The organism is Bacillus sp. DNRA2 (assembly GCF_012843265.1).
Classification (GTDB): Bacteria; Bacillota; Bacilli; order Bacillales; family Cytobacillaceae; genus Bacillus_BU.
The window spans coordinates 58,916-83,094 of sequence record NZ_JABAIT010000015.1; the positions used below are offsets into that span (position 1 = coordinate 58,916).

A 24,179-nucleotide genomic window follows, 5' to 3' on the forward strand; every position below is an offset into this window, starting at 1 on the left:
TTAATTTGTCAGAAAAATCAGTAAAAAGGAGACAGCAAAATGAAGAAAAAACTAGCAAGTATTTTTATGGCCTCGACAATGATGATTGGTTTGTTAGCCGGTTGCTCCGGTGGTAAGGAAGAATCTTCTGGTGGTGGAGGCGATTCCAAGACGATTAAATTTGGGGTGAACCTTGAGCTTTCAGGCGCAGTAGCATCCTATGGAGAATCACTAGAACAAGGAATTGATCTTGCGGTTGCAGAGTTAAATAAAGATGGCGGAATTGACGGCAAAGAAATTAAACTTGTAAAAGTAGATAATAAATCTGAGGCTGCAGAAGCAACAAGTGCGGCAATTAAGTTAACAAGTCAGGATAAGGTAACAGCCATTATCGGTGCAGCCACAAGTGGTAATACTGTTGCACAGGTTCAAATTGCAAACGATAATAAAACTGTTTTATTAAGTCCGTCTGGTACAGCTCCAAACGTTACAGTTAATGAAAAGGGTAAACTAAATGAGTATGCGTTCCGTACATCATATATCGATCCATTCCAAGGAACTGTGGCAGCGAATTTTGCAGCGAATGAACTAAAGGTTAAAACAGCAGTAATTTTTGCAGATAGTGCAAGTGATTATGCGAAAGGACTTGCTGAATCCTTTAAGAAAACTTTCGAAGCAGCTGGTGGTAAAGTCATTGCTGAGGAAGCTTATATGGGTAAGGATACAGACTTCCGTTCAACCTTAACTCGTATTAAAGGAAAAAATCCAGAATTTATTTTTATTCCGGGTTATTATGAAGAGGTTGGATTAATTGTTAAGCAAGCTCGTGAATCAGGTATTGATGTACCGTTAATGGGAGCTGATGGTTGGGATTCTCCTAAGCTAGTAGAATTAGCAGGTGCTAAAGCGTTGAACAATACGTTTATCACTAACCACTATTCTTCTGAAGATCCAGATCAAAAAATTCAAAACTTTGTGAAGAAGTATAAAGAAAAATATGATGCTTCCCCAAATGCATTCAATGCACTAGGTTATGACACAGTATATTTGTTAGCTGATGCAATTGAGCGTGCAGGAAGTACTGATTCAACGAAAATTAAGGATGCACTGGCAAAAACTAAGGATTTATCACTTGTAACTGGTAGTGTCACAATTGATAAGGACCACAATCCAGTCAAATCGGCGACTGTATTAGAGTATAAGGATGGAAAACAAGTATTTAACACAAAGGTAGAACCTAAATAATCAAAAAAATGGGAGGAGCCAATCGGCTGACCTCCCATTTATTATTTATTCTAGGGAACTAGGCATAGCGATTCTTCGATATAGGCTTTTACTTCGTGTAGGGTTGGAAAAACGCCTGCTGCTTCTTTAAGGACATCTGCTGAAGGCTCAACCAAATCGGGAACAATCATTACCGGAATTCCAGCTGCACGGGCTGCTAAAAATCCATTATAGGAATCTTCAATGACAAACGCCTCCTGCGGTGAGATATTAAAAGCTTGGCACGGCTTTAAGAATATCTCCGGATTCGGCTTGCTTTCTTTGACCTCATCACCACCAACGACGAAATCAAAATACTCACTTAATCCTTCATGGTTTAAATGGTGGATGATATCAGAATGTTGGCTTGAAGAAGCAACTGCTATCTTTATTTTCAAATCCTTCAGAAATGTTAATATTTCGATAAGGCCAGGCTTAAGTCCTAAGGTGCCGTTTTCTTGGAATATCTTTTTTCGCTCTTCCCAAGATTCTGCATGCCAAAGCTCGACGGGAGCATCTTCCCCATATTCCGCTTTAAGTACAGCCATAATCGCCTGATAATTTCTGCCAATAAAACGTTTCGTAATATCTATAGAATAGGGAAAATGGTATTTTTCTGCCACTCTTTCCCATGCCAAATGCCCAATCCTTTCTGTATCAAACATTAATCCATCCATATCAAAAATGACTAATTCTATTTTGCGAGACAAACAAGTTCCTCCTCTATGTTACCGCGATGAAACTAAAATGAAGTACTATGGTGCTATAAAACTATTATTAATGAAAAAGCTAATTCTGTAAAATGAATGTTATGACAATTGATTTTCTATTATTTGTTAGGGATTCTTCTAAAAATAAGTTATACTGCAAATAATCAGTTTGCAAGGGCGTGATTTACATCGTTTATGCTTTCATTTTGTTTATTTTGGCAGGTATAGGGGAAATTGGTGGAGGGTATCTTATTTGGCAGTGGCTTAGAGAAGGGAAACCATTCTATTGGGGGATTTTTGGAGGAATTGCGCTGGCTTTATATGGTGTAATCGCAACTTTTCAAACTTTCCCGAGCTTCGGCAGAGTGTATGCTGCCTATGGAGGAGTATTTATCGTCCTCTCCATTTTATGGGGCTGGGGAGTTGATAAAAAAACTCCAGATTTCTACGATTGGGTTGGCGGTGCTATTTGCCTCATAGGAGTCCTCGTCATGCTTTTCGCTCCAAGACAATGAGTATTTTTACTTTTTATGAAAGTATAAGTTTTGAACATAGTTTGGTGTCTAGCTCCAGGCGCCATCGGCTCGAGGTCACAAGCCAAGCCGTCCAGAAGGTAAACGGCAACCTTCCGGCCGGCTCGTCTTGTGCTTGTCGCCGATAGGCGGGCGCCTTGCGCTTTTCTTAGTTGGAAAAGATTTATAAATATTTTTTAAAAAATTGCGGGAAAATAAATCCAATTGAGCTTTTTTTTCCTTGAATTTGTTATAATATAATTCTAAGTGTTTTAATTTATTGAGGAGGAACATTTTTTTATGTCAATCGAAGTAGGCAGTAAGGTACAAGGAAAAGTAACAGGCATCACTAATTTTGGAGCATTCGTTGAATTACCAGGAGGAGTCACGGGTTTAGTCCATATTAGTGAAGTAGCGGATAGCTACGTTAAAGACGTGAATGATCATCTAAAAATCGGTGATATGGTTGAAGTAAAAGTCATTAGTGAAAAAGACGGAAAAACTGCCTTGTCAATCAAGAAAGCTATCGATAAGCCTGAGGTCCAACAATCATCTTATTCGCAGCGTCCGGCTCGTCAGGGAAGATCAGATAACCGTGGAGGAAAAGACTTCCGTTCAAAAGGTAATTTTAAACCAAAAGAAAGCTTTGAGGATAAAATGGCTAAATTCTTAAAATCAAGTGAAGAGAATTTATCGTCACTTAAGCGTAATACGGAAACGAAGCGCGGTGGTCGAGGCGGAAGACGCGGATAATTCATAACAATATAATGGTTCGACATAGATCAAGGGGATGATTAAGCTGCAACAGCTTTCATCCCTTTCTAATTTTATGATGAAAAAGCATGGAGGGATGAACTTGGTGTTAATTAAAGAACTTCAAACCGTAGACGAAATGGTTAGTGCTTTTCCTGTTATGAATCAATTAAGGACCCATCTTGATGAGAAAGAATACTTAGATCTCGTTTTAGAGGCTCGCGAAAAAGATAGCTATCGATTATTTGGATTAGAGGATGAGGGTAAAATTGTTGCAGTAACTGGCTTTAAACCGATGATCACCCTTTATTATGGCAAATTTGTGTGGGTATGCGATTTAGTGACAGATGCTAGTAAACGTTCGAAAGGTTATGGAGACACGCTCCTTAATTTTGTTCATGATTGGGCAAAGGAGAATGGTTATACAAGTGTTGCGCTTTCATCTGGGCTCAAACGCATTGATGCACATCGATTTTATCAAGAAAAAATGGAGTATGAAAAGGTTAGTTATGTTTTCAAGAAAAATTTGTAACTAGGAAAAAGGGACTAGTTATTTATTTTTTAGGTAAAATTTACTGAATTTTCTAAAGAATTTGAATTAATAAATCCTGTCTATTAAAATTAATAGGAAGACATGATGGTCAAAAATAAGTGGTTTTCCAAAGATAGATTAATTTTATAAAGGGGTCTATTAATATGAAGTTGTATATTACCATTTTGCTTTTCCTATTTGGTATTTTAACAGGATGCCAACCCGAGACAGTTAGCAAAGAAAGTAATGATCATTCATCACAACAAAAAAATGTTGTGCACAAGGAAAAAACTAAGGTAAGTGAGGCAGCAAAAGAAATGCCCTTGGAAGAAAAGAAACAAGTAATCATGACCTTTTTCCAACAGGATTTGGTCGAAGCTAATAAAATGGAAGAAGAGGCCTTACAAAGCATAACGACTACATCTTTAGAAGCAATAAGCAATCAGGCCTTATTAACGGAACTAGTAGATCAAAAAATACCTGCGTATGAAATGGCAGTTAACCACTTGAAGGGGCTTGACCCCAAAATTACTGAGCTTAAAACAATAAAGGAAAAAATGGTACTAGCAAATGAAATCTACTATGGCGCGCTAAAGTTGCAGCAAAAAGCAATCGAAGCTCAAGATGTGAGCCTATTTGAAAAATCAAATGAAAAAATGAATCAATATTTAATGGTCCTTGAAGAATATCATTATTTAGTAGAGGAATTATCGCAAAAATATCAACTTGAACTTGCGACTAGTTAGAATGATTTGTATTAGGTTCTTAGTAAATAATTGGTATTAAAACAGGGGCTTTGATGGAAAATAAGTGCGTAAATAGTACACGAAAAAAGAACCACTAGAAATGGTTCTTTTTTTGATGAAAAGCTTGCTGAGGAGGAAGCATTTTGAAAAATGATTTTAATAACGACGATCAGCGGTTTAGGATTGCACATCGAGAAGCTGTTATTGGAATTATTCTCGTTTTGATTAATTTTCTGTGGTGGTATGGCTTTGGTTATGGTCTAGGTTCAGATAAGGTTGAAAATTATACATATATATTGGGGTTTCCAGCGTGGTTTTTTTATAGCTGCATTGCGGGGACAGTTGTGATCATTCTCCTCGTAGTGGTTTCTGTAAAGTACCTTTTTAAAGATATCCCTTTTGAAGGTGATGAGGGGGATCATAAATGAACTGGGCCGTCATTACGCCGTTAATCATTTTCTTAGGAATCATTTTTGCAGTAGGGTTTTGGTCAAATAAATTTGTGCTTCAATCTGATTCTTTTGTCAAAGAATATTTTTTGGGAGAAAGGCAGTTGGGGGGCTTTGTGTTGGCGATGACGATGGTCGCAACATACGGTAGTGCTAGCAGTTTTATTGGCGGACCAGGCGTTGCTTATACAAAGGGATTAGGCTGGGTATTCTTAGCGATGGCGCAGCTAGCGACCGGTTATTTTGTATTGATGGTTCTTGGTAAGAAGTTTGCAATCATTGCTCGCAAATATGAGGCAATTACCTTGATTGATTTTCTTAAAGAAAGATATCAAAGTACTGCGGTGGTAATTATATCAGCAGCGAGTATTATCATTTTTCTGTTTTCGTCGATGACAGCTCAATGGATTGGTGGAGCCAGGTTAGTTGAGTCATTAACGGGTTTACCTTATACACCCGCGCTGTTAATTTTCGTTGGTTCTGTCTTGGTGTTTGTCGTCGTTGGTGGGTTTCGGGCTGTTGCAATTACAGACGCTGTTCAAGGTGTCGTGATGTTTTTGGGGACGCTGATTTTGTTGGTGGCGACCATTCATGCTGGAGGAGGAATAGATAAGATTATTTCCAGCTTAGCTCGGGAGAATCCTAACTTAATCAGTCCTTATGGTGCCGCTCGGGAGCTCACACCTCAATATGTTTCTTCGTTCTGGATATTAGTAGGGATTGGAGTTGTAGGCTTGCCACAAATTTCAGTGCGAGCGATGTCATATAAGAATTCCCAGGCGATGCATAGTGCAATTATCATCGGAACCATTGTCGTTGGTTTTATCATGTTTGGTATGCATTTGATTGGCGTATTGGCTAGACCTATTCTGCCAGGCATCGAAATTGGTGACATGGTCATGCCGACTTTATCAATGAAAGTGCTACCGTCATATGTTGCTGGAATCGTCCTTGCAGCACCAATGGCAGCCATTATGTCTACCGTTGATGCGCTTTTGATTTTGGTGGGGTCAACCATTGTGAAGGATATTTATTTGAACTATATTAAACCGAATGCTGAAGTAGCGCATATTAAAAAGGTTAGCTATGGGGTAACTGCGATTGTTGGTATTCTTGTGATTGTATTGGCACTTAGGCCACCTGATTTAATTGTGTGGTTGAATTTATTCTCGTTTGGAGGTTTGGAGTCTGTATTTATTTGGCCAATTATATTTGGATTGTATTGGAGTCGTGGAAATAAATACGGAGCTGTTACGTCCATGGTGTTAGGAATGACTACTTACATTTTGTTTGATCGCTTATATCCTAACGCCTTTGGCTTTCATACTGTCATTCTTCCTATTTTGATATCATTGATTGCTTATGTCGCCGTAAGCCTTGTGACAAAGCAAAATCCTGTAACACATTAAAGCGCTGGGGGACTGTCCCCCAGCGCTTTAATGTGTTAGTGTGGCAGAAATGCTAGTTGGAAGAAAAATAGCACGGCAAAAAGATATAGGAGTGGATGAACATCACGCCATCTACCTTTGACGATTTTTAGAAGTGGATACGAGATAAATCCTAGTGCAATACCTGTCGCAATACTTGAAGTCAATGGCATGCTTAAAATGATTAAAAAGGCAGGAAATGCTTCATCAAGCTCGTCCCATTGAATTTTTGAAATACTCCCCATCATTAAGCTTCCAACAATAATTAACGCAGGAGATGTAATGGCCGATAAGCCTGATACAGCACTAACAAGTGGTCCAAAAAATGCTGATAACAGGAATAGAACCCCAACAGTTAACGAAGTTAATCCAGTTCGACCACCGGCAGCAACTCCTGACGATGATTCAATAAAAGCCGTGGTTGGACTTGTGCCAAACATCGCCCCTATTGCTGTTGCAATCGAATCTGAGAGTAGTGCTTCGCGAGCACGAGGCAGATTATTACCTTTCATGAGACCAGCCTGATTTGCGACTCCGATCATCGTTCCAGTCGTATCAAAAATAGTAACGAGAATGAATGAAAATACAACAGCATATAGGCTATGACTGATTACATCAGAAAATGCTGTTATCGGGTTACCAACAATAAGCCCATCAGGGAGCGAGGGGAATGATAAAAATCCCTGCTCAAAGGAAAGCTGATTCGTAAAGAAGGCAATTATGCCTGTAATAACCATTCCAAAGAACAATGCTCCATTAACGCCTGTCATCATTAACACGAGTGTGATAGCAAGGCCAACTAGGGCTAGTATGGCATTAGGAGCATGAAGATCCCCTAATGCGACAAGGTTAGAGGGATGATCAGTAATGATACCAGTAAGTCTTAATCCTATAAATGCAATAAATAAACCAATTCCGGCAGTAATACCATGTTTTAGATTTTCAGGAATTGCCTCAATCAATTTTTCTCTAAAAGAGGTTAATGAAAGGATGACAAATAGTAGACCTGCGACAAAAACAGCGGCGAAGGCTGTTTGATAGGTAATATCTTGATGGCCGCCAACAACCGAATAGGCAAAATAGGCGTTAAGTCCCATTCCAGGTGCAATGGCGATTGGGTAATTGGCGAATAAACCCATCCATAATGTTCCGATAACTGCAGCGATAATTGTTGCTGTGAATACCTGCTCAAATGGCACTCCAGCATCAGCTAGAATAACGGGATTGACAACAACGATATAGACCATGGTGAAAAAGGTCGTTATACCCGCGATTATTTCTGTTTTGGCAGTGGTTTTGTTTTCTTTTAGCTTAAACATAGAAGTTCCTCCATAAAATACGAACAAAATTATAGTGCAATAATAATAATATTCGTTTCCTTATAGCTTTTCAAGCTTGATTAGAATTTATTCAGTGTAATATTTGTCAATTGAAGCAAAATGTTTACTTCAATACCCCACGCGGTATATAATGAGTGGGAAACAGGACATTTCCTGTAATGAATGAGAGGAATGAAATGGATGAAAATTACAGATCAAGCACGCGATCAACTAAAGCAGGTTTTAGAAGAAAAGCATGCAGCTGGTATTCGTTTGTATTTCGGCGGATATGGCTGAGGTGGTCCACAAATTGGAGTGTCTCTGGAGGAGCCTCAACCACAAGATGTTATTATCGAAATTAATCAAATTAAGGTAGCGTTTGCTGCAAATATTGAAGAATATACTCGGGACTTAGTCTTTGATTACATTCCGGAAAGTGGCAGTTTTACTTTGCTAGGTGGAAGTAGCTGCTAAACTTAACGGATAAATATAGTGAATCTTGCCTTAGTGGAGGTCATTTAGCCCATTAAGGTAGGATGAAAAAACTGGCTCAGAAGATAATGAGCCAGTTTTTTATATCCTATTTAATTGCTTTAATTGGTTCATTGCTGGCTGCTTTGTCTCCGAAATTCAAGGTTAACCACTCAGCAATTTTATTCAAAGCTTCAGGATGAAATGGTTGATTAGTAGTGTTCTTGATATGCTTTTGGTAATTCAAGATGTTTTTTGGTTCAGTTTGTTCTTTTAACGTATGCTCCATGTTGGGAATAATGAGATATTCACTTTTTCCCTGAACTAGCTCGGCAAGTTCAGCTAAGACACTATTATCACAAAGCGGGTCTTTATCACCCTGAATGGCCAAAACTGGGCAGGTTACTTTTGTTAGAGAAGCTCTAGCGTTAAAGGCATTATGTTCGCGGAAATATTTTGCCGGTTGTTTGAAGAATAACTGAATTTTGATTACATCCTTATTAGAGTTGATCATTTTATTCATTAGGTTTTCCGTTTGTTTTTCACCTTTAACATCGATTTTTAGCGTTCGATTGAGCCAGCCCTGAATCCCTGGTTTAGCTAAAAGCTCATGGTAAGCTAACTGTCGCTGCTTTTTCAGTGCTTCAATCAAGTTATCTACTCCACCGGCCAAAAGCATGATGCCGGCTGGATTCACTGTTTCGGCAAGTGCCGTTGCATGTATCGTTCCTTCGCTATGGCCGCATAAAATAATCCGATTACTGTCAACAAATGGCTGTGCTTTTAGAAACTGAAATGCATGCTCGGCATCAGCGATTAGATCTGACAATCCAACAGTTAATATGTTTCCTTCGCGCTTACCAGTTCCGATTTTATCATAACGAAATGTTACAAAACCAAGCTTGGTTAGAAAATGAGCCAGGTTTTGATAAAGATTCGTTTGGATTTTGCCTTTACGGTCGTTGCCATTACGGTCAAGCCCACCCGAGCCTGGTAAAATCAAAATTGCTGGAAAAACACCCTCGGATTGTGGGATGGCAATGGTTCCATAGGCTGAGTTTATTCCATCAAAACTAATTTCTTTTTCAATCATGTTACAGCACCTCCATTAGTTTATTCAGGGATAATAATAGTCGCGAGATTTCTTGCTTTCCGCTCTGGAGAAGGTTCATGCTGCATGGCGTCTTGGAGCAGCGAACCCATTTTCATCACTAATTCTTTGAATTCAGCGTCTGACAAATAGAGTTTACCGATACGATAGCTGACTCCATCTCTAACTAAATCAATGTCCTCTTTATCTAAATATGCTTCATACTGGGCTAATAACTGTGTCGTAAAGGTCATAAATAGCTCAAGGTGCTCCTCTTTCGAAAGGTTTAATAAATCTTGTTGAGATTGAATTGATGGTTCATTAAGCGCATATACCTTTTCGATTGTTCCTCGAATGGGGTTCTCTTTTACAACCTGAATAATTTCTGCTTCTAATAACGTGTTGAGTTGACGGTACAATGTGGCTTGGGGTATCTCTTTGTTTCGCTCAGCAATTGCGTGGGCAGTTAAGTGCTTGCCGTTTGTCAGTGATTGAATAATTTTCAATCGGACAGGGTGAAGGATTAACTCTGCTTTTGACTGTGGCTTCATGTGTATCCCTCCTAATAGATGTATATTGTTATTGTTATCGATAATGATAATAATAGTGCAAAAAAATTTATTTGATTAAAGTGTTTAATATTCTCACTTTTGATAATAATATGTATCGGGTTAATAGTCAACACTAATCAAGAATAATAAACAATTCGCTTATATTTTGGCGGAATGGGGAGGGTGGACAATGGAAATCACTAATGAGGCAAGTGAAGTCATTAAAGAGATGCTAAAGGAAAACAACTCTGCTGGAATTCGCGTATTTTTTGCTGGCTTTAGCTGAAATAAGACCAATATTGATTTGGCTCTGGATGAGCCACGCGAACAGGATACAGTATCGACTGTTAATGGCATCCAAGTGGCAATCGATCCGATTATTAAACCACATGCTGATCGTACTACACTCGCATACAATGCAGAAATAAATGGATTAATTCTGCAAGGACCTGATTTTGGCGACTCCGGTGAAACATGCGGCTGCTAACACACTTTAAAGCGATGGGGGACTGTCCCCCATCGCTTTAAAGTGTGAAAAAAGTGTGTCTTTCTGGTGCTGGAATGTTGGTCACTGAAGGCTTTTGTGAAGGTGTTTGCTTGTATCCAGTAGAATACAATTATAGAAGAATTGAAACTTTTCAGGTTTTTAACCGTATATATTCTTAATAAATGATATATGTCGGGAATGATGCCATGTAACACACAAACAACGAAAGGGGAGATGAATCATGGAGTTATTTGGAACACCGCTTGAAACCATCTATTTATATGGCTTAATTATTTCTGGCGCCATTACCCTTCTTTATTTATTATTTGGCGATGCAATCAGTGCCATGTTAGATGGATTTATCAACCCAACATTAGTATTTTCGTTTATCACCATATTTTCCGCCGGCGGCTATTTAGGTGAATTGTTATTATCGCTACATAGTGGTTGGATTGCGACCTTTAGTGGAGCAATTGCACTTATTCTAGTAACCTTGTTAAATGTGTTCGTGCTAATTCCCATTTCAAATGCAGAGGAGTCCCTTGTTTATAAAGAGACAGACTTGCGCGGTCGAACGGGAACGGTGATTACCACTGTGCCAATGGATGGCTATGGTGAGGTCCTAATTGAGAGTATCAGTGGCCGCGTCTCAAAGCCTGCAACAAGCTTTAGGAAAAAAGAAATACCAAATGGAAAAAAAGTCTTAATCATCGATGTGGTGAATGGTGTACTGCAAGTGGAGAACTATGAGGAAACCGAAAACTTTTTCTAGGAGGTAATGCCCATGGAATTTAATATTATATTGGTCGTTGTTGGTGTTGTCGTCTTTATCCTATTGGCCTTAATCGGTGTTTTTATTACAAAGTATAAAACAGCCGGACCTGATGAAGCATTAATTGTAACTGGAAGTTTCCTTGGAAGTAAAAATGTGCACTCGGATGAATCGAATAATAGAATTAAAATCATTCGCGGTGGTGGTGCATTTATTTTTCCAGTATTCCAACAATCTAGACCGCTTAGTTTATTATCAAGCAAGCTAGAAGTAACCACGCCTGAGGTTTACACTGAACAAGGCGTACCAGTTACTGCAGACGGGACTGCCATCATCAAAATTGGCAGTTCAATTAGCGAAATTGCTACTGCTGCTGAGCAATTTCTAGGAAAGACGAAGCAAGATCGTGAAAATGAGGCTCGTGAAGTGTTAGAGGGGCATCTACGTTCAATTTTAGGCTCAATGACAGTAGAAGAAATTTATAAAAATCGTGATAAATTCTCACAAGAAGTGCAACGTGTTGCCTCTCAGGATTTAGCGAAAATGGGACTCGTAATCGTCTCTTTTACCATTAAAGATGTGCGTGATAAAAATGGTTATTTAGATTCACTTGGGAAACCGCGAATCGCTCAGGTTAAGCGTGATGCCGATATCGCTACTGCTGATGCAGAAAAAGAAACAAGAATTAAACGGGCTGAAGCAGCGAAGGAAGCCAAAAAAGCTGAACTAGAACGAGCAACAGAAATCGCCGAGGCTGAAAAATTAAATCAGCTCAAAATAGCTGAGTTTCGTCGGGAGCAAGATATCGCCAAAGCCCGTGCCGACCAGGCATATGATTTGGAAACAGCGCGTTCAAAGCAAGAAGTAACGGAGCAAGAAATGCAAGTGAGAATCATTGAACGTCAAAAGCAAATCGAGCTTGAGGAAAAAGAAATTCTGCGCCGTGAAAAACAGTATGACTCAGAGGTTAAGAAAAAAGCAGATGCCGATCGTTACTCAGTTGAGCAAGCAGCTGCTGCCCAAAAAGCGAAGCAAATTTATGACGCTGATGCTAATAAATATCGTATTGAAGCGATGGCCAAAGCCGAAGCAGAAAAAGTACGTATAGACGGTTTGGCAAAAGCCGATGCCCAACGAGCACAAGGGGAAGCGGAAGCCGAAATTATCCGTTTAAAAGGGGTCGCAGAAGCAGAGGCAAAGGAAAAAATCGCCGAAGCCTTCGAACAGTTCGGTCAGGCTGCGATTCTCGATATGATTATGAAAATGTTGCCTGAATATGCGAAACAGGTTGCCGCACCACTCGGTAATATTGATAAAATTACTGTCGTTGACACAGGTTCAAGCGGTCCTAATAGCGGTGCAAATAAAGTAACAGGCTATGCGACAAATCTGATGGCAACTCTTCAAGAATCTTTAAAAGCATCTTCAGGTATTGATGTGAAAGAGTTGATTGAGAACTTCTCAGGAAAAGCAACTCCGCTTCGTAAACAGATTGAATCAGTACCAGTACCAGAATCAAAACCAATACCAAAACCACAAGCTGACGAATAACATTTTAACGCATTAACGTGTTGGGGGACTGTCCCCCAACACGTTAATGCGTTACAGCGGTGTTAAGTTCTTGATACCATTTCTTGGTTGTATCGGGGTTTTCGTTGTTGATGAAGATTTTTTTGTTACTTAGCTCGATATACAGGTATGGCGCATGGTCTTTTTGAATAAATAATAAGCTGCGTCCATAGCCAGTCACAGTAAAATAGCCTTTAGCCAGCGTTGCTAGGCCGAAACCATTTTGTTTGGATGTAACTTTAGGCATTTCCTCCAGTAGTTCTATCCTCTTGATATCTTGGATCTCCCACTCAATTCCATACATTCCGGTGATCTCAAAGGATTGCTTTTTCATAATCAGCTCATATTCTTGATAACCGAGAATATAAAGACCTACTACAAATCCTGTAATGACGACGAAAAATGAGGTGCTAATAATATAGCTGCGTTTTCGTTTTTTTGGTAGTTCAAATTTTGACAAATAAACAAATCCACCCAGTAAAAAGAAAAGCATAAATCCAAACTCAATTTCCATTGCAAACTTAATATCGGTGAAAACAAGTGGTAATAATAAGAGCATCCCGACTGCTGTTATTTGAAGCATTGCCCCGGTTTTTTGCGGATAGCCATTTTCTATTAATTGTTGTTGCTCTTCCAGAGGACGAGTTGCAAATCCAGAAATAAGTGAATAGGCCTTTTTCTTACGAATAGCCCAGCCAAGTAGAAAGAACAGACCAATCATAAACAACTGGACTGTAATTAGAATCCACATACCATTACTCCCCCTTTATCTCAGCTCAATTGAAACAAAAGAATATGATGTGTTCCTTTATGATAATTGTAAACCATTCACACAGTCTATGCGTTGATATTCTGACAAAATTAGGACAGTTAAATCGAAAAAATATATTAAGATAACGGCTTGACATGACACAAAAAAATATTGTTTAATTAGGTATATTAAATGTTAGGTAACCTAATTATTAATCAACCTAAATATTAACTATCCTAACTAAAATGGGGGTGTTTATAATTAACGAGAATAAACAAGAACTAGTAGAGGAGCTAATCACAACACTAAGAAAATTCCCAAAGATATTCTCACAGCGCGGAAATATGCAGCAAAAACGAAGTGAACTTATGGTGTTATTTTCCATTAATAAATCTGCCGAAGGTGAAATGAAGGTATCGGAAATCAGCAGATACCTACATGTGAAGGCCCCAACTGTTACGCAATTAATAAATGAATTAGAAAGTAAAGGCCAAGTAGAAAGAATCACAAGGTCAACTGATCGCCGCTCTGTGTGGATTCGTTTGACAAATGAGGGAAAAAAGGCGCTACAGGAGGTCGAGAAAGAGGTCCAAGCTAAGTATAATGGCTTGATTGATTACCTTGGTGAACAGGAAACAGTCGTTTTTATTGAAACATTAAAAAAGATGCAGGAATATTTCCTCCATCAGATGAATGAGGAACAACGAGATTAACAGCAGCTTTTAAAAATAACCCTAAAATTTTGAAAGTCATAATGACGATTGGAGAGGTACGAGCGTGCTGAAATTATTCAGAACTTTAAAAGACTATAAATTTCAGGTTACCTTTGTGTTTTTGTTTGTATTTTTACAAACTTTATCAGATTTATATTTACCAAGACTGATGGCAAATATTATCGACAAGGGCGTTGTAACCGGCGATAAAGATTATATTTGGAAAATTGGTGGCATCATGCTGTTAGTCACCGCCGGTGGTATGATTTGTTCGATTTTCGTCAGCTTCTTTTCAGCTAGAATTTCCGCTGCTTTTGGAAGAAAGACAAGAGAGCAGGTATTTACGCATGTTGAAAATTTCTCGTTGCAGGAATTTGACAATATAGGAACAGCGTCACTGATTACAAGAACGACAAATGATATTACTCAGGTCCAAAACGTTTTAGTCATGATGCTAAGAATGATGATCATGGCACCGTTTATGGCGATTGGCGGGATTTTCATGGCTTTGAATCAGGATGCCGAGCTTTCTTGGGTGTTTGTTGGTGTGGTTCCTGTCATTACGGTAGTGATTTTGTTGATAGTGAAAAAGGGCGTTCCGTTTTTTAAAGCGATGCAGGTTAAATTGGATCGCCTAAATCAAGTGGTACGTGAACAATTAATGGGGATCCGCGTCATTCGGTCCTTTAATCGCGACGAGTTTGAAAAAGAGAGATTTAGTGAAGCAAACTTTGATTTAACTGATACAGCCGTAAAGGTTAATCGAATTATGGCCTCGATGATGCCGATGATGATGTTCATTATGAGTGTATCGATTGTTGCTATTGTTTGGTTTGGCAGTATCCGCATTGATAGTGGGGCGATGGAGGTTGGCGACTTAATGGCCTTTATCCAGTATGCAATGCAAATTATGATGGCAATTGTCATGGCCTCCTTTATGTTTGTACTCGTTCCGCGTGGCCAGGTTTCAGCGACGAGAATCACAGAGGTATTGGAAATGAAGCCAACCATTCTTCAGCATCCAGAGCCTAAAAGTGCAACAGGTAGCCGGGGATTAGTTGAGTTTAACAATGTAACGTTCAGCTATCCTGGTGCGGAAATTCCAGCACTATCAAACATCTCATTTACAGCCAAACCTGGTCAAACAACAGCGATTATTGGCGGGACAGGATCAGGAAAAACAACATTATTAAGCCTGATACCTAGATTTTTTGATATAACAGCCGGGAAGCTCCTTGTGGATGGAGTCGATGTCCGTGAACAGTCACAAGCAGAGTTAAGAAGAAAAATTGGCTATGTTCCGCAAAAAGCTGTATTGTTCAGTGGAACAATTTCTGAAAATATTCGTTATGGGAAAGAGGATGCAACGGATTCCGAAATACAACACGCAGCGACAATTGCACAAGCTACTGATTTTATTTCAGAAAAGGATAAAGGCTATGAGTCGGAAATCTCACAAGGTGGGACTAATGTTTCAGGGGGTCAGAAGCAACGCCTGGCCATCGCCCGTGCACTCGTACGAAAGCCGGAAATCTACTTATTTGATGATAGCTTTTCAGCGTTAGACTTAAAAACAGATGCCAAACTTCGCGCTAGTTTAAAAGGTGAGACAACCGATTCGACGGTCATTATTGTAGCACAACGCGTCAGCACGGTTATGAATGCCGACCAAATCATTGTGCTGGAAGATGGAGAAATTGCTGGAATTGGCACACACCATGAATTGTTAAAAACGAGTGAAGTTTATCGCGAAATTGTAGCTTCTCAAATGACAGAGGAGGAATCAGCATGAGCCAAAAAGGCAAGTCGGAGCGAAAAGGCGGGCCTGGATTTCGACCTGGACCAGGTGGACATGGACCGGGCATGGGAATGCCTGTACAAAAGGCAAAAGATTTTAAGGGCACCATGCAACGGTTAATACGTTATTTTAAACCGCAAAAATATCAACTAATGGCTGTTTTTGTTGCTGCAATATTAAGTACCATTTTCTCAATTGCCAGTCCAAAAATCTTAGGTAAGGCAATAACGAAGCTGTTTGAAGGGATGATGCTGAAGTTTAAAGGCGTGCCTGGAGCCGAGGTTGATTTTGATTATATCGGACAAATTCTCTTGATATTAATTGGGCTATATGTAATTAGTTCTTTGTTTACTTATCTCCAGCAGTATGTCATGGCTGGTGTGGCCCAAAAGGTAGTCTATAAGTTACGGGAAGAGGTAAATGTTAAGCTCGGCAATCTGCCACTTAAATACTTTGATTCTAAAACCCATGGTGAAATTTTAAGCCGGATTACAAACGATATTGACAATATCAGCAATACACTGCAGCAAAGTTTAACGCAAATGATCACTGCGGTCATTACAATTATTGGTGTCATTATTATGATGCTGACAATCAGCCCGTTATTGACATTAATTTGTTTACTGACATTGCCGTTAACTTTTGTTGGAACGATTATGATTGCTAAGCGTTCACAAAAATATTTTAAAGCGCAACAGGCTACCTTAGGTGAACTGAATGGCCATGTTGAAGAAATGTATACAGGCCATCCGATAATTAAGGCATATGGACGAGAACAGATGTCCATTCAGACTTTCAAACAGATTAATCAAGAACTCTATAATTCAGGCTGGAAGTCGCAATTTATTTCCGGTGTAATCATGCCGACAATGATGTTTATCAATAATGTTGGATATGTGCTCATTTGCGTAATCGGTGGAATACTTGTGACAAAAAGAACGATAGAAATTGGAGATATTCAAGCATTTATCCAATATGCTCGTCAATTTTCACAGCCAATTTCACAAACGGCACAAATTGCTAATATTGTTCAATCAACTATTGCTTCAGCAGAACGGGTTTTTGAGATTTTAGATGAGGAAGAAATAATTGAAACCGGAAACGATGTTCTTGAGTATCCAAAGGGCGCAGTTGTGTTCGAGCATGTTCAGTTTTTTTATAAAGCGGATCAACCATTAATTGAGGATTTAAATATTAACGTTAAGCCGGGACAAACGATTGCGATTGTTGGTCCGACAGGTGCAGGAAAAACAACCCTCGTTAATTTACTTATGCGTTTTTATGAGATCAATAGTGGGAAAATAATGATTGATGGAATGGATATTCAGGCAATGAAACAGCATCAATTGCGAAAAATGTTTGGAATGGTGCTGCAGGATACGTGGTTATTTAATGGCACAATCCGCGATAATATCGGCTACGGTCGAATTGGAGCAACAGAGGAAGATATTGTTGCAGCAGCAAAAGCAGCCCATGCCGACCAATTTATTCGGACACTACCAGAAGGCTATGACACAATTCTAAATGAAGAGGCATCAAATATTTCTCAAGGTCAAAAACAATTATTAACGATTGCAAGAGCCATTCTTGCTAATCCGAAAATCTTGATATTGGATGAAGCGACAAGCAGCGTGGATACTCGAACTGAAGTTCAAATTCAGCATGCGATGGAAGCGCTAATGAAAGGCAGAACAAGCTTTGTCATCGCCCATCGCTTGTCAACGATTCGCGAAGCCGATTTAATTCTTGTGATGAATCATGGGCAAGTAATTGAGCAAGGAACCCATGACGAACTGTTACAACAAAACGGTTTCTATGCGGACCTCTACAACAGCCAATTTACAGCCGGAAATTTTCAAACCGAAACGGCCTAACAACAATACAATGATGGGGGGACAGTTCCTCACTGCTTTAAAGCAGTGAGGGACTGTCCCCCAATGCGTTAAAGGGTTAAAATTATTCTAGTATAGTATTCAAAAAAGCGATAGATTGCGACCAACTTTATAGATAAAATGAATTTATAATGGTCTAGTTTGTCTTATATACTGTTAAAGAGCGATGTCTTTGATATTATTTGATAAAATTCGACAAAGACACTGAGGTTCTGCGAAAATAATTGTAGAATAATAACTCGCGACTGTTACAGATGCAAATTAGTTAACAAAATTTAAAAATTCGGGAGAGGTTACAGCATGATAAGAAATTTACGCACAATTTTCAACTTATTGATGGTCGCAACTTTAGCAATGTTTGTTTTGGCAGCGTGTTCATCTACAGAAAAAGACACTTCCAAAGAAAACAAGCAATCAAAGACTGAAGAAACAAAAGTAAAAGAAGAAGCAAAAATTGAAGTAACACAAGAGAAACCAATTTTCGTAGATGAAAAAAATAAAGTAGTAAAAGTATATGCAACCGTTAATGGTAAATATTTAGTAACGCCAACTCGTCACGGGCTTAACTGGGTTGAAGGTAAGTATGGTGATCAAGCTGTTCTTAAAGGCTATGGAAATCCACTAGACTTCCATGACGCATTAATTAAAATTGGTGGAGTGCCTGCAGTAGAAAAAGGTGGCGACACTACTAAAGAATTCGAAGAAACACCTGAAGGTAAATTTATTAAAGGTGACCAAGTCGCTGTCAAAATTACTTGGGAAGGTGCAAAAAAAGAGTATGATATTAACGAAGTTATGCTTGATTCTACAGGGAAAAAATTAGAATATCATTTCGGTGGAAACTACGATACTCAAGATCTTAAAATGACTGGGTGCTATATGTGCTTTGATAGCTGTCCAGCTGGTATTACCAGTAACGCATCCCATCCGGTAGGCACATTTGAAAGCGGAGCAGCGGAATTCCATGGTAACCCGGAAGTACTTCCTGCTGACGGTACACCAGTTGTATTAACGTATTCAATCGTGCAATAAGTTATTGAAAAGGGTGTGGTAACATGAAGCAAATCTTAAATGGAATCATCCATTTACTTGCAGCTATCTTCTTATTTTTCATTACCGGAATGGCAGTAGCACTCCTATTAATTCAAAGTCAATTCCTGGATATGCGCTTTGATAGTGAAATGCTTATAACGGTAATGATATTTTCAGGAGTATGGTTTTTCCTAGCAAGGGTGTTCATGAATGCCCGCCCCCTTGCTTTATGGGAAAAATCAAAGCTGAGTATCGTACTGACCTTGCTTAGTTCGGTCATCATTTTGGGGATAACCATTTTGGGAGGAAGCCTTAAAATTTTGCCTGCTTATATGGTTAGAAAAGCGGTATTTTTGGAGACAGCGCTAACACTTGATGACATGAATATCTTCCTTATTGTTAGCCTTTTGATTGGGTTTGTGATGCTTTTATTGTCGCATCGTAACCCGGTTATTTTAACGAAGGAAACAAAAATGGATTGGCAGCACATGACAAAGGGAAACCGTGCCGGGATGATGATTTTGTATGTCATTATCGCACTGTTCACGCTTGTATATTTAGGTCAAGGCGGGATCAATAGCATGGTGAATGACTCTGTTATTTACCTAAAGAATGCTGATGTTGAAGGCTTTAGAGATTATTTATTATCGTTTGGTCCATTAGCTGCAATCGTTTCAGCATTGCTGATGGTGTTTCAATCAATTATTGCACCATTACCTGCATTCGTTATCACATTTAGTAATGGGCTCATGTTTGGGTGGTTTTTTGGGGCAATTCTATCTTGGAGTAGCGCGATGCTCGGCGCCGTTCTTTGTTTCTTTATTGCAAAATATTTAGGTCGACCGGTTGTTGAAAAAATCATTACGAAAAAGGCGCTAGACTGGTGGGATCGCTTCTTTGCAAAATATGGAAAGCATTCAATCTTTATAGCCAGACTTTTGCCAATTGTCTCGTTTGATTTAGTGAGCTATGCAGCTGGGGTTACTTCTGTATCCTTTTGGCAATTCTTCTGGGCAACTGGTTTAGGGCAATTACCAGCGACAATTTTATATTCGTATTTAGGCCAGAATGCTACAGATACAGTAAAAATCTTATTCTTTATGTTCACAATCGTGATTGCATTAGCGGTCATTGGCATGCTATTACGTCCAAAATTAAATAGCATGATTGCTAGCAAACGAGGTGTGAAAAGCTAATGAATTCCAAACCAATGCAAAATAGTAGGAGAGCGGACGTCGTGAAACTTACAGTTCGATTTCTCATCAGTGCTGGTTTGATGATTTGGCTGATAAGTGGGATTGAATGGAACCTTGCCCTCCGTCTAATGAAGGAGGGCTCCCTTTTTTATTTTTTTATAGCGTTTATTGCGATTCAACTGACGGTTGCTACAAGCATCTGGAAGTGGCAACTGCTTATTTCTAAATCCACAACAAACCCTTTCAACCAATCAATCTCACTATGGAAATTAGGACGATATTATTATATCGGTTTATTTTTTAATAATTTTCTGCCTGGAAGTGTCGGTGGAGATGTCATGCGGATTATGCATCTCAGTAAAGACATCGGAATGGTTAAAGCAACAACGTCTGTGGCGTTCGAACGACTGACAAGTGGTGTTGCGTTAACGGCTATTGTGGTCTTTGCAACACTGTTCATGGACAGTGTCAGACCGTTTATGTTACCTATATATACCGTTGCTAGTGGATTAACGTTACTGTTTGTTCTTCTTAATCTATGGGTAAAAAAACAAGCAAAAATTGGGGATTTCGAAAAAAGTAACCCAGAGCGATCACAGAAAAGTAATATAACCATGTGGATAAATAAAATGAACCAGGCCCTCGTAAAATTACGAGAGACGGCAGCTGAATATCGAGAAAAAAGTAAGTCGTGGTGGGTGGTTATTGCTGTGCTCTCGCTTTTGTTTCAAATTGGACTTGCTTGGATTAATCAGCTGCTCTTTCTAGGTTTTGGAATTGAGGTGGGCTGGCTCGATTTAATCGTAATGATCTCGCTTATTTCGTTTATTACGATGCTGCCGGTGAGTTTGAATGGTATTGGGGTCAGGGAGGCTAGCTATATCTTTTTCTTCAAAGAGCTAGGTGTTCCGGACGAAATCTCTGTAGCAGTTTCCTTATTCTTTTTGCTTCTTGTGACCGTTTCCAGCCTTTTCGGTGGTTTATTTTGGCTAGTAGAAAGGGGGAAATCAAGTGAAGCTATCGGGCAACAGACTAATTGAATCAATTGTAACGCAGCGCGCCAAATACATGGTTAATCCAATTGAAGGGACAATTCCGCTGCAACGATTTGAAAAAAAGGCAAGCGATGCCGTGTTTGCGCTTATCACAACGGCAGGGGTACACTTAAAATCACAAGAGGTTTTCGATGTTGAAGCTGGCGACTATAGTGTCAGGTTCATCCCCTATAATGCCAGCGAAACAGATTTAATGATAAGTCATACCCATTTCGACCGGGGTGATGCTGACCAGGATATTAACTGTGTCTTCCCGTTAACCCGCTTAAAGGAATTAGCTGCGGAAGGCATAATCGGTGGAGTTGCAAAGACTCATTATGGGCTAATGGGCTACATTCCGAATACGAAACCATTAATTGATGAGACAATACCAATTATGATAAAGCGACTTAAAGATGAAGCTGTCGATGCCGTTATTTTAAATCCCGGCTGATATATATGCCATCAATCCGTGGGATTGATTCAACATGCAATTGAAAAGGCTGGGATTCCGACGATTTCAATTACGCATTTAATTGATTTAACCGAGAAGGTTCGCGTTCCGCGAGCGCTTCAGCTTCGCTTTCCATTGGGGCGCAGTTTTGGACGTGCATTTGAAACAGATATGCAAAGGCAAATATTATTGGATTGCATTACATCTTTAAGTGAGATTAATTCAGCAGAAACGATTGTGAAGCTTCCTTATAAGTGGAAAGGACGTAAGAAATAATTGAAACCACAAGTTGCAAAGAAAGCCCAAAAATTCTTCTGGCATACGAAGTGGGCGCTGCTTGTCATTTTAATGATATATAACCTATTTTCAATAATGACAGAGTGCCTACTTGATAAGTGGCTACCGGTGCACGGATTTGCCTTGTGCTTATATCTGTTCCTTGGATTATGGGAGAGTTATTTTAACTGTTTAGCACAATGTGAAATAAAAGAAAGGAGGATTCGATGAAAAATATCAATAAAATCGTAAGTTTGCTGCTCATATTACTATTGGCATTTATCACAGGTTGTTCATCTAGCGAAAATGAAAAGAACAATGATAAACAATCTGGGCAGGCTGCGTCCAATGTATTGAATCAAGACTGGGAGAAAATCGTTGCTGATGCAAAGGGCAGCACTGTGAACTTTTATATGTGGGGTGGCGATGAAGGAATTAATGCTTATATTGATGAGATTGTCGCACCAAAGTTAAAGAAAGAATATGATGTCGTTGTCAAACGCTATCCGATGGATGCGGTCGAATTTATTAATAAATTGCTTTCAGAGAAGAAAGCTGATAAAAAGTCCGGCGAAATGGATGTCCTATGGGTAAATGGCGAAAACTTTAAAACGGCGAAAGAAAAGGATCTTCTTCTTGGAGCCATTACGAAAAAACTACCAAACTTCAAGGATTATGTCGATGGTGACAGTCCTCAGGTTCAATATGATTTTGGCTATCCGACAGAGGGCTTTGAAGCTCCATGGGGAAGAGTTCAATTTGTGTTTAGCTATGATTCCACAAAAGTGACTAATCCGCCAAAATCAATGGTTGAATTAGCAAAATGGGTAAAAGAAAACCCTGGTAAATTTACTTACCCTGCTCCGCCTGATTTTACCGGAAGTGCGTTCATTCGTCAGGTGTTGAATGAAAAAAGTGCTAATTACTCTGCTTATGTTGAAGGCTTTGATGAGTCGTTGATCAAAAAAGATGCCGAGCAAACGTGGCAATTCTTGAATGAAATTGAACCATATCTTTGGAAGGAAGGAAAATCCTATCCACAATCATTGTCACAGCTTGACCAGCTCTATAAAAATGGTGAAGTATGGATGACCATGGGCTATGATGAAGCGGGAGCCTCTAACTTAATTGCGAGCGGCGAATTTCCAAAGACCACGAAAACGTTTGTGTTAGAAAAAGGGACGTTGGCGAACACGCATTTTTTAACTGTTCCGTACAATTCTCCAAATCCAAGTGGAGCAATGGTGCTAATTAACTATTTATTATCTCCTGAAGCACAGCTTGCAAAAATGGATTTAAAATATTGGGGCGAAAACACATCACTGGCTGTGGATCGTTTACCAGAAAAATATCAAAATGAGTTAAAACAAATCGATCGCGGTTCAGCAACATTGCCTGAAGAAGAGCTTGCAAAGCATAGAATTCCAGAAATTGGGGCAGATTATGTTCAATTGTTGGAACGGGGCTGGATCGATCATGTTGCAAAATAATAATGCTTCACGTTTTTTAAACAAATATAAAGGGCTGCTAGGTATCCTGCCAGCCTTTTTATTTGTTTTATTCTTTTTTGGTGGCGGTATCATTCAATCATTACTTATCAGTTTCGGAAATGAACCTGAATACTATGGCAACAGCGAATTTGCAGCGGCATACAGGGAGCTATTAGACTTCAGCTTTTTTCAGTCAATTGGTGTAACGGTCGGTATTGCGCTGGCAATCTCGCTTTTGGCGGGAGTGATTGGCTTTATTGTATCGCTAATTTTGGCAGCTTCGACGGCGAAGCATACTTGGATTCAAATGTTATTGCAGCTTCCCTTTGGTGTACCCCATCTTTTAGCTGGCTATATGCTGATGCAAACCTTTATGCAAACTGGATGGTACTCCCGTGTTGCTTATCATTTTGGCTTAATCGATTCGTTTGAACAATTCCCGGAGCTTGTCCATGACCGATATGGAATTGGTGTTGTGTTAGCATATATGTGGAAGGAGATCCCGTTTATTGTCCTATTAACTTATCCGTTTTTACTGAAATTGATCAGGCAATGGCAGGAAACTAGTAAAATACTCGGTGCCAGCTTTCTGCAACTGATTCGCTGGGTGATTATACCTCTGGTAATGCCATTATGGGTAGGGGGAATGTGGGTTGTGTTTGCCTTCGCCATTGGTGCATATGAAATTCCCGCGCTATTAGCGAGAACTTCATTACGCTTTGTTCCGGTGATGGCTTGGCAGGAATATACCCAATTTGGGATTGAAAGGCAACCCATCGCGATTGCGATGAATATGGTTTTGGCCATTATTGCATTAGTGGTTGGATTGTTGCTCATATACTTGCAAAAAAATTGGTATGTAAAAGGGAGAAAAATATGGTCAGATTAGCATCACTGAGAAAACTATCCATCT

The 24,179-nt window shown here is 39.4% G+C and carries 25 protein-coding genes; 20 read left to right on the forward strand and 5 right to left on the reverse strand.

Annotated features, from left to right (window positions below; translation table 11 throughout):
• Nucleotides 1-39: 39 nt before the first annotated feature.
• Nucleotides 40-1,224 carry an ABC transporter substrate-binding protein gene (locus tag HHO41_RS13640; protein WP_169099529.1) on the forward strand — a complete coding sequence of 395 codons (1,185 nt, stop codon included), beginning with the start codon at nt 40-42 and terminating at the stop codon, nt 1,222-1,224.
• A gap of 50 nt (nt 1,225-1,274) precedes the next feature.
• Here HHO41_RS13640 and HHO41_RS13645 read toward each other — a convergent pair whose 3' ends face one another.
• Nucleotides 1,275-1,952, reverse strand: coding sequence for an HAD family hydrolase (locus HHO41_RS13645; RefSeq protein ID WP_169099531.1), 678 nt, complete (start codon nt 1,950-1,952; stop codon nt 1,275-1,277).
• A 188-nt stretch (nt 1,953-2,140) separates the two neighbouring features.
• On the opposite strand from HHO41_RS13645, the gene HHO41_RS13650 reads away from it, so the two are divergent.
• The 6 genes from HHO41_RS13650 (at nt 2,141) to panF (ending at nt 6,353) form a co-directional block, all read left to right on the forward strand.
• Nucleotides 2,141-2,467, forward strand: coding sequence for a YnfA family protein (locus HHO41_RS13650; RefSeq protein WP_169099655.1), 327 nt, complete (start codon nt 2,141-2,143; stop codon nt 2,465-2,467).
• Between the two features lie 297 nt (nt 2,468-2,764).
• Nucleotides 2,765-3,217, forward strand: coding sequence for a S1 domain-containing RNA-binding protein (locus HHO41_RS13655; protein WP_169099533.1), 453 nt, complete (start codon nt 2,765-2,767; stop codon nt 3,215-3,217).
• A 97-nt stretch (nt 3,218-3,314) separates the two neighbouring features.
• A complete protein-coding gene (locus HHO41_RS13660) occupies nt 3,315-3,749 on the forward strand; it encodes a GNAT family N-acetyltransferase (protein ID WP_169099535.1) in 435 nt (144 codons plus the stop codon).
• Nucleotides 3,750-3,913: 164 nt separating this feature from the next.
• Complete coding sequence (locus HHO41_RS13665) at nt 3,914-4,495, forward strand: hypothetical protein (RefSeq protein ID WP_169099537.1); 582 nt, start codon at nt 3,914-3,916, stop codon at nt 4,493-4,495.
• Between the two features lie 143 nt (nt 4,496-4,638).
• Complete coding sequence (locus tag HHO41_RS13670; protein WP_169099539.1) at nt 4,639-4,923, forward strand: YhdT family protein; 285 nt, start codon at nt 4,639-4,641, stop codon at nt 4,921-4,923.
• Entirely contained in the window at nt 4,920-6,353 is a 1,434-nt protein-coding gene (gene panF / locus HHO41_RS13675) for a sodium/pantothenate symporter (protein ID WP_169099541.1), read from the forward strand. The genes HHO41_RS13670 and panF overlap by 4 nt, the downstream gene beginning before the upstream one ends.
• 35 nt (nt 6,354-6,388) lie before the next feature.
• On the opposite strand, the gene HHO41_RS13680 is transcribed toward panF, so the two are convergent.
• Entirely contained in the window at nt 6,389-7,690 is a 1,302-nt protein-coding gene (locus HHO41_RS13680) for an NCS2 family permease (RefSeq protein ID WP_169099543.1), read from the reverse strand.
• A gap of 315 nt (nt 7,691-8,005) precedes the next feature.
• Here HHO41_RS13680 and HHO41_RS13685 point away from each other — a divergent pair, with 315 nt between their 5' ends.
• Nucleotides 8,006-8,164 carry a hypothetical protein gene (locus tag HHO41_RS13685; RefSeq protein WP_169099545.1) on the forward strand — a complete coding sequence of 53 codons (159 nt, stop codon included), beginning with the start codon at nt 8,006-8,008 and terminating at the stop codon, nt 8,162-8,164.
• Nucleotides 8,165-8,270: 106 nt separating this feature from the next.
• Here HHO41_RS13685 and HHO41_RS13690 read toward each other — a convergent pair whose 3' ends face one another.
• On the reverse strand, nt 8,271-9,254 hold the full coding sequence (locus HHO41_RS13690) for an alpha/beta hydrolase (protein ID WP_169099547.1): 984 nt from the start codon (nt 9,252-9,254) through the stop codon (nt 8,271-8,273).
• Between the two features lie 20 nt (nt 9,255-9,274).
• The gene (locus HHO41_RS13695) at nt 9,275-9,802 is read right to left on the reverse strand and encodes a helix-turn-helix domain-containing protein (protein ID WP_169099549.1); all 528 of its coding nucleotides are present in this window, start codon (nt 9,800-9,802) and stop codon (nt 9,275-9,277) included.
• Nucleotides 9,803-10,106: 304 nt separating this feature from the next.
• On the opposite strand from HHO41_RS13695, the gene HHO41_RS13700 reads away from it, so the two are divergent.
• The 3 genes from HHO41_RS13700 (at nt 10,107) to HHO41_RS13710 (ending at nt 12,612) form a co-directional block, all read left to right on the forward strand.
• The gene (locus tag HHO41_RS13700; RefSeq protein ID WP_169099439.1) at nt 10,107-10,289 is read left to right on the forward strand and encodes a hypothetical protein; all 183 of its coding nucleotides are present in this window, start codon (nt 10,107-10,109) and stop codon (nt 10,287-10,289) included.
• A 241-nt stretch (nt 10,290-10,530) separates the two neighbouring features.
• Entirely contained in the window at nt 10,531-11,061 is a 531-nt protein-coding gene (locus tag HHO41_RS13705; protein ID WP_169099551.1) for an NfeD family membrane protein, read from the forward strand.
• Between the two features lie 12 nt (nt 11,062-11,073).
• Nucleotides 11,074-12,612: a flotillin family protein gene (locus tag HHO41_RS13710; RefSeq protein ID WP_169099553.1), complete on the forward strand. Its 1,539-nt coding sequence runs from the start codon at nt 11,074-11,076 to the stop codon at nt 12,610-12,612.
• 43 nt (nt 12,613-12,655) lie between these two features.
• Here HHO41_RS13710 and HHO41_RS13715 read toward each other — a convergent pair whose 3' ends face one another.
• Nucleotides 12,656-13,381: a DUF3784 domain-containing protein gene (locus HHO41_RS13715; protein ID WP_169099555.1), complete on the reverse strand. Its 726-nt coding sequence runs from the start codon at nt 13,379-13,381 to the stop codon at nt 12,656-12,658.
• A 344-nt stretch (nt 13,382-13,725) separates the two neighbouring features.
• Here HHO41_RS13715 and HHO41_RS13720 point away from each other — a divergent pair, with 344 nt between their 5' ends.
• The 9 genes from HHO41_RS13720 (at nt 13,726) to HHO41_RS13765 (ending at nt 24,155) form a co-directional block, all read left to right on the forward strand.
• Entirely contained in the window at nt 13,726-14,094 is a 369-nt protein-coding gene (locus HHO41_RS13720; protein WP_169099557.1) for a MarR family winged helix-turn-helix transcriptional regulator, read from the forward strand.
• Between the two features lie 64 nt (nt 14,095-14,158).
• Nucleotides 14,159-15,886: an ABC transporter transmembrane domain-containing protein gene (locus HHO41_RS13725; RefSeq protein ID WP_169099559.1), complete on the forward strand. Its 1,728-nt coding sequence runs from the start codon at nt 14,159-14,161 to the stop codon at nt 15,884-15,886.
• Nucleotides 15,883-17,766: an ABC transporter ATP-binding protein gene (locus HHO41_RS13730; RefSeq protein WP_169099561.1), complete on the forward strand. Its 1,884-nt coding sequence runs from the start codon at nt 15,883-15,885 to the stop codon at nt 17,764-17,766. Before HHO41_RS13725 ends, HHO41_RS13730 begins: the two co-directional genes overlap by 4 nt.
• Before the next feature lie 318 nt (nt 17,767-18,084).
• Entirely contained in the window at nt 18,085-18,816 is a 732-nt protein-coding gene (locus HHO41_RS13735) for a YdjY domain-containing protein (RefSeq protein WP_169099563.1), read from the forward strand.
• A 23-nt stretch (nt 18,817-18,839) separates the two neighbouring features.
• Entirely contained in the window at nt 18,840-20,012 is a 1,173-nt protein-coding gene (locus HHO41_RS13740; RefSeq protein ID WP_169099565.1) for a TVP38/TMEM64 family protein, read from the forward strand.
• A 41-nt stretch (nt 20,013-20,053) separates the two neighbouring features.
• On the forward strand, nt 20,054-21,052 hold the full coding sequence (locus HHO41_RS13745) for a lysylphosphatidylglycerol synthase transmembrane domain-containing protein (protein WP_348981278.1): 999 nt from the start codon (nt 20,054-20,056) through the stop codon (nt 21,050-21,052).
• A complete protein-coding gene (locus HHO41_RS22395) occupies nt 21,024-21,776 on the forward strand; it encodes a glycine/sarcosine/betaine reductase selenoprotein B family protein (RefSeq protein WP_348981280.1) in 753 nt (250 codons plus the stop codon). Before HHO41_RS13745 ends, HHO41_RS22395 begins: the two co-directional genes overlap by 29 nt.
• Before the next feature lie 227 nt (nt 21,777-22,003).
• Nucleotides 22,004-23,266 (forward strand): ABC transporter substrate-binding protein, encoded by a 1,263-nt coding sequence (locus HHO41_RS13760; protein WP_169099571.1) that lies wholly within the window; start codon nt 22,004-22,006, stop codon nt 23,264-23,266.
• Entirely contained in the window at nt 23,253-24,155 is a 903-nt protein-coding gene (locus tag HHO41_RS13765) for an ABC transporter permease (protein WP_169099573.1), read from the forward strand. The genes HHO41_RS13760 and HHO41_RS13765 overlap by 14 nt, the downstream gene beginning before the upstream one ends.
• Nucleotides 24,156-24,179 lie beyond the last annotated feature (24 nt).

Coding starts and splice junctions, on each gene's coding strand:
- HHO41_RS13640 (WP_169099529.1), top strand. CDS start 40: ATGAAGAAAAAACTAGCAAGTATTTTTATGGCCTCGACAATGATGATT.
- HHO41_RS13655 (WP_169099533.1), top strand. CDS start 2,765: ATGTCAATCGAAGTAGGCAGTAAGGTACAAGGAAAAGTAACAGGCATC.
- HHO41_RS13660 (WP_169099535.1), top strand. CDS start 3,315: ATGAACTTGGTGTTAATTAAAGAACTTCAAACCGTAGACGAAATGGTT.
- HHO41_RS13665 (WP_169099537.1), top strand. CDS start 3,914: ATGAAGTTGTATATTACCATTTTGCTTTTCCTATTTGGTATTTTAACA.
- panF (WP_169099541.1), top strand. CDS start 4,920: ATGAACTGGGCCGTCATTACGCCGTTAATCATTTTCTTAGGAATCATT.
- HHO41_RS13680 (WP_169099543.1), bottom strand. CDS start 7,690: ATGTTTAAGCTAAAAGAAAACAAAACCACTGCCAAAACAGAAATAATC.
- HHO41_RS13690 (WP_169099547.1), bottom strand. CDS start 9,254: ATGATTGAAAAAGAAATTAGTTTTGATGGAATAAACTCAGCCTATGGA.
- HHO41_RS13695 (WP_169099549.1), bottom strand. CDS start 9,802: ATGAAGCCACAGTCAAAAGCAGAGTTAATCCTTCACCCTGTCCGATTG.
- HHO41_RS13705 (WP_169099551.1), top strand. CDS start 10,531: ATGGAGTTATTTGGAACACCGCTTGAAACCATCTATTTATATGGCTTA.
- HHO41_RS13710 (WP_169099553.1), top strand. CDS start 11,074: ATGGAATTTAATATTATATTGGTCGTTGTTGGTGTTGTCGTCTTTATC.
- HHO41_RS13715 (WP_169099555.1), bottom strand. CDS start 13,381: ATGTGGATTCTAATTACAGTCCAGTTGTTTATGATTGGTCTGTTCTTT.
- HHO41_RS13720 (WP_169099557.1), top strand. CDS start 13,726: ATGCAGCAAAAACGAAGTGAACTTATGGTGTTATTTTCCATTAATAAA.
- HHO41_RS13730 (WP_169099561.1), top strand. CDS start 15,883: ATGAGCCAAAAAGGCAAGTCGGAGCGAAAAGGCGGGCCTGGATTTCGA.
- HHO41_RS13735 (WP_169099563.1), top strand. CDS start 18,085: ATGATAAGAAATTTACGCACAATTTTCAACTTATTGATGGTCGCAACT.
- HHO41_RS13740 (WP_169099565.1), top strand. CDS start 18,840: ATGAAGCAAATCTTAAATGGAATCATCCATTTACTTGCAGCTATCTTC.
- HHO41_RS13760 (WP_169099571.1), top strand. CDS start 22,004: ATGAAAAATATCAATAAAATCGTAAGTTTGCTGCTCATATTACTATTG.
- HHO41_RS13765 (WP_169099573.1), top strand. CDS start 23,253: ATGTTGCAAAATAATAATGCTTCACGTTTTTTAAACAAATATAAAGGG.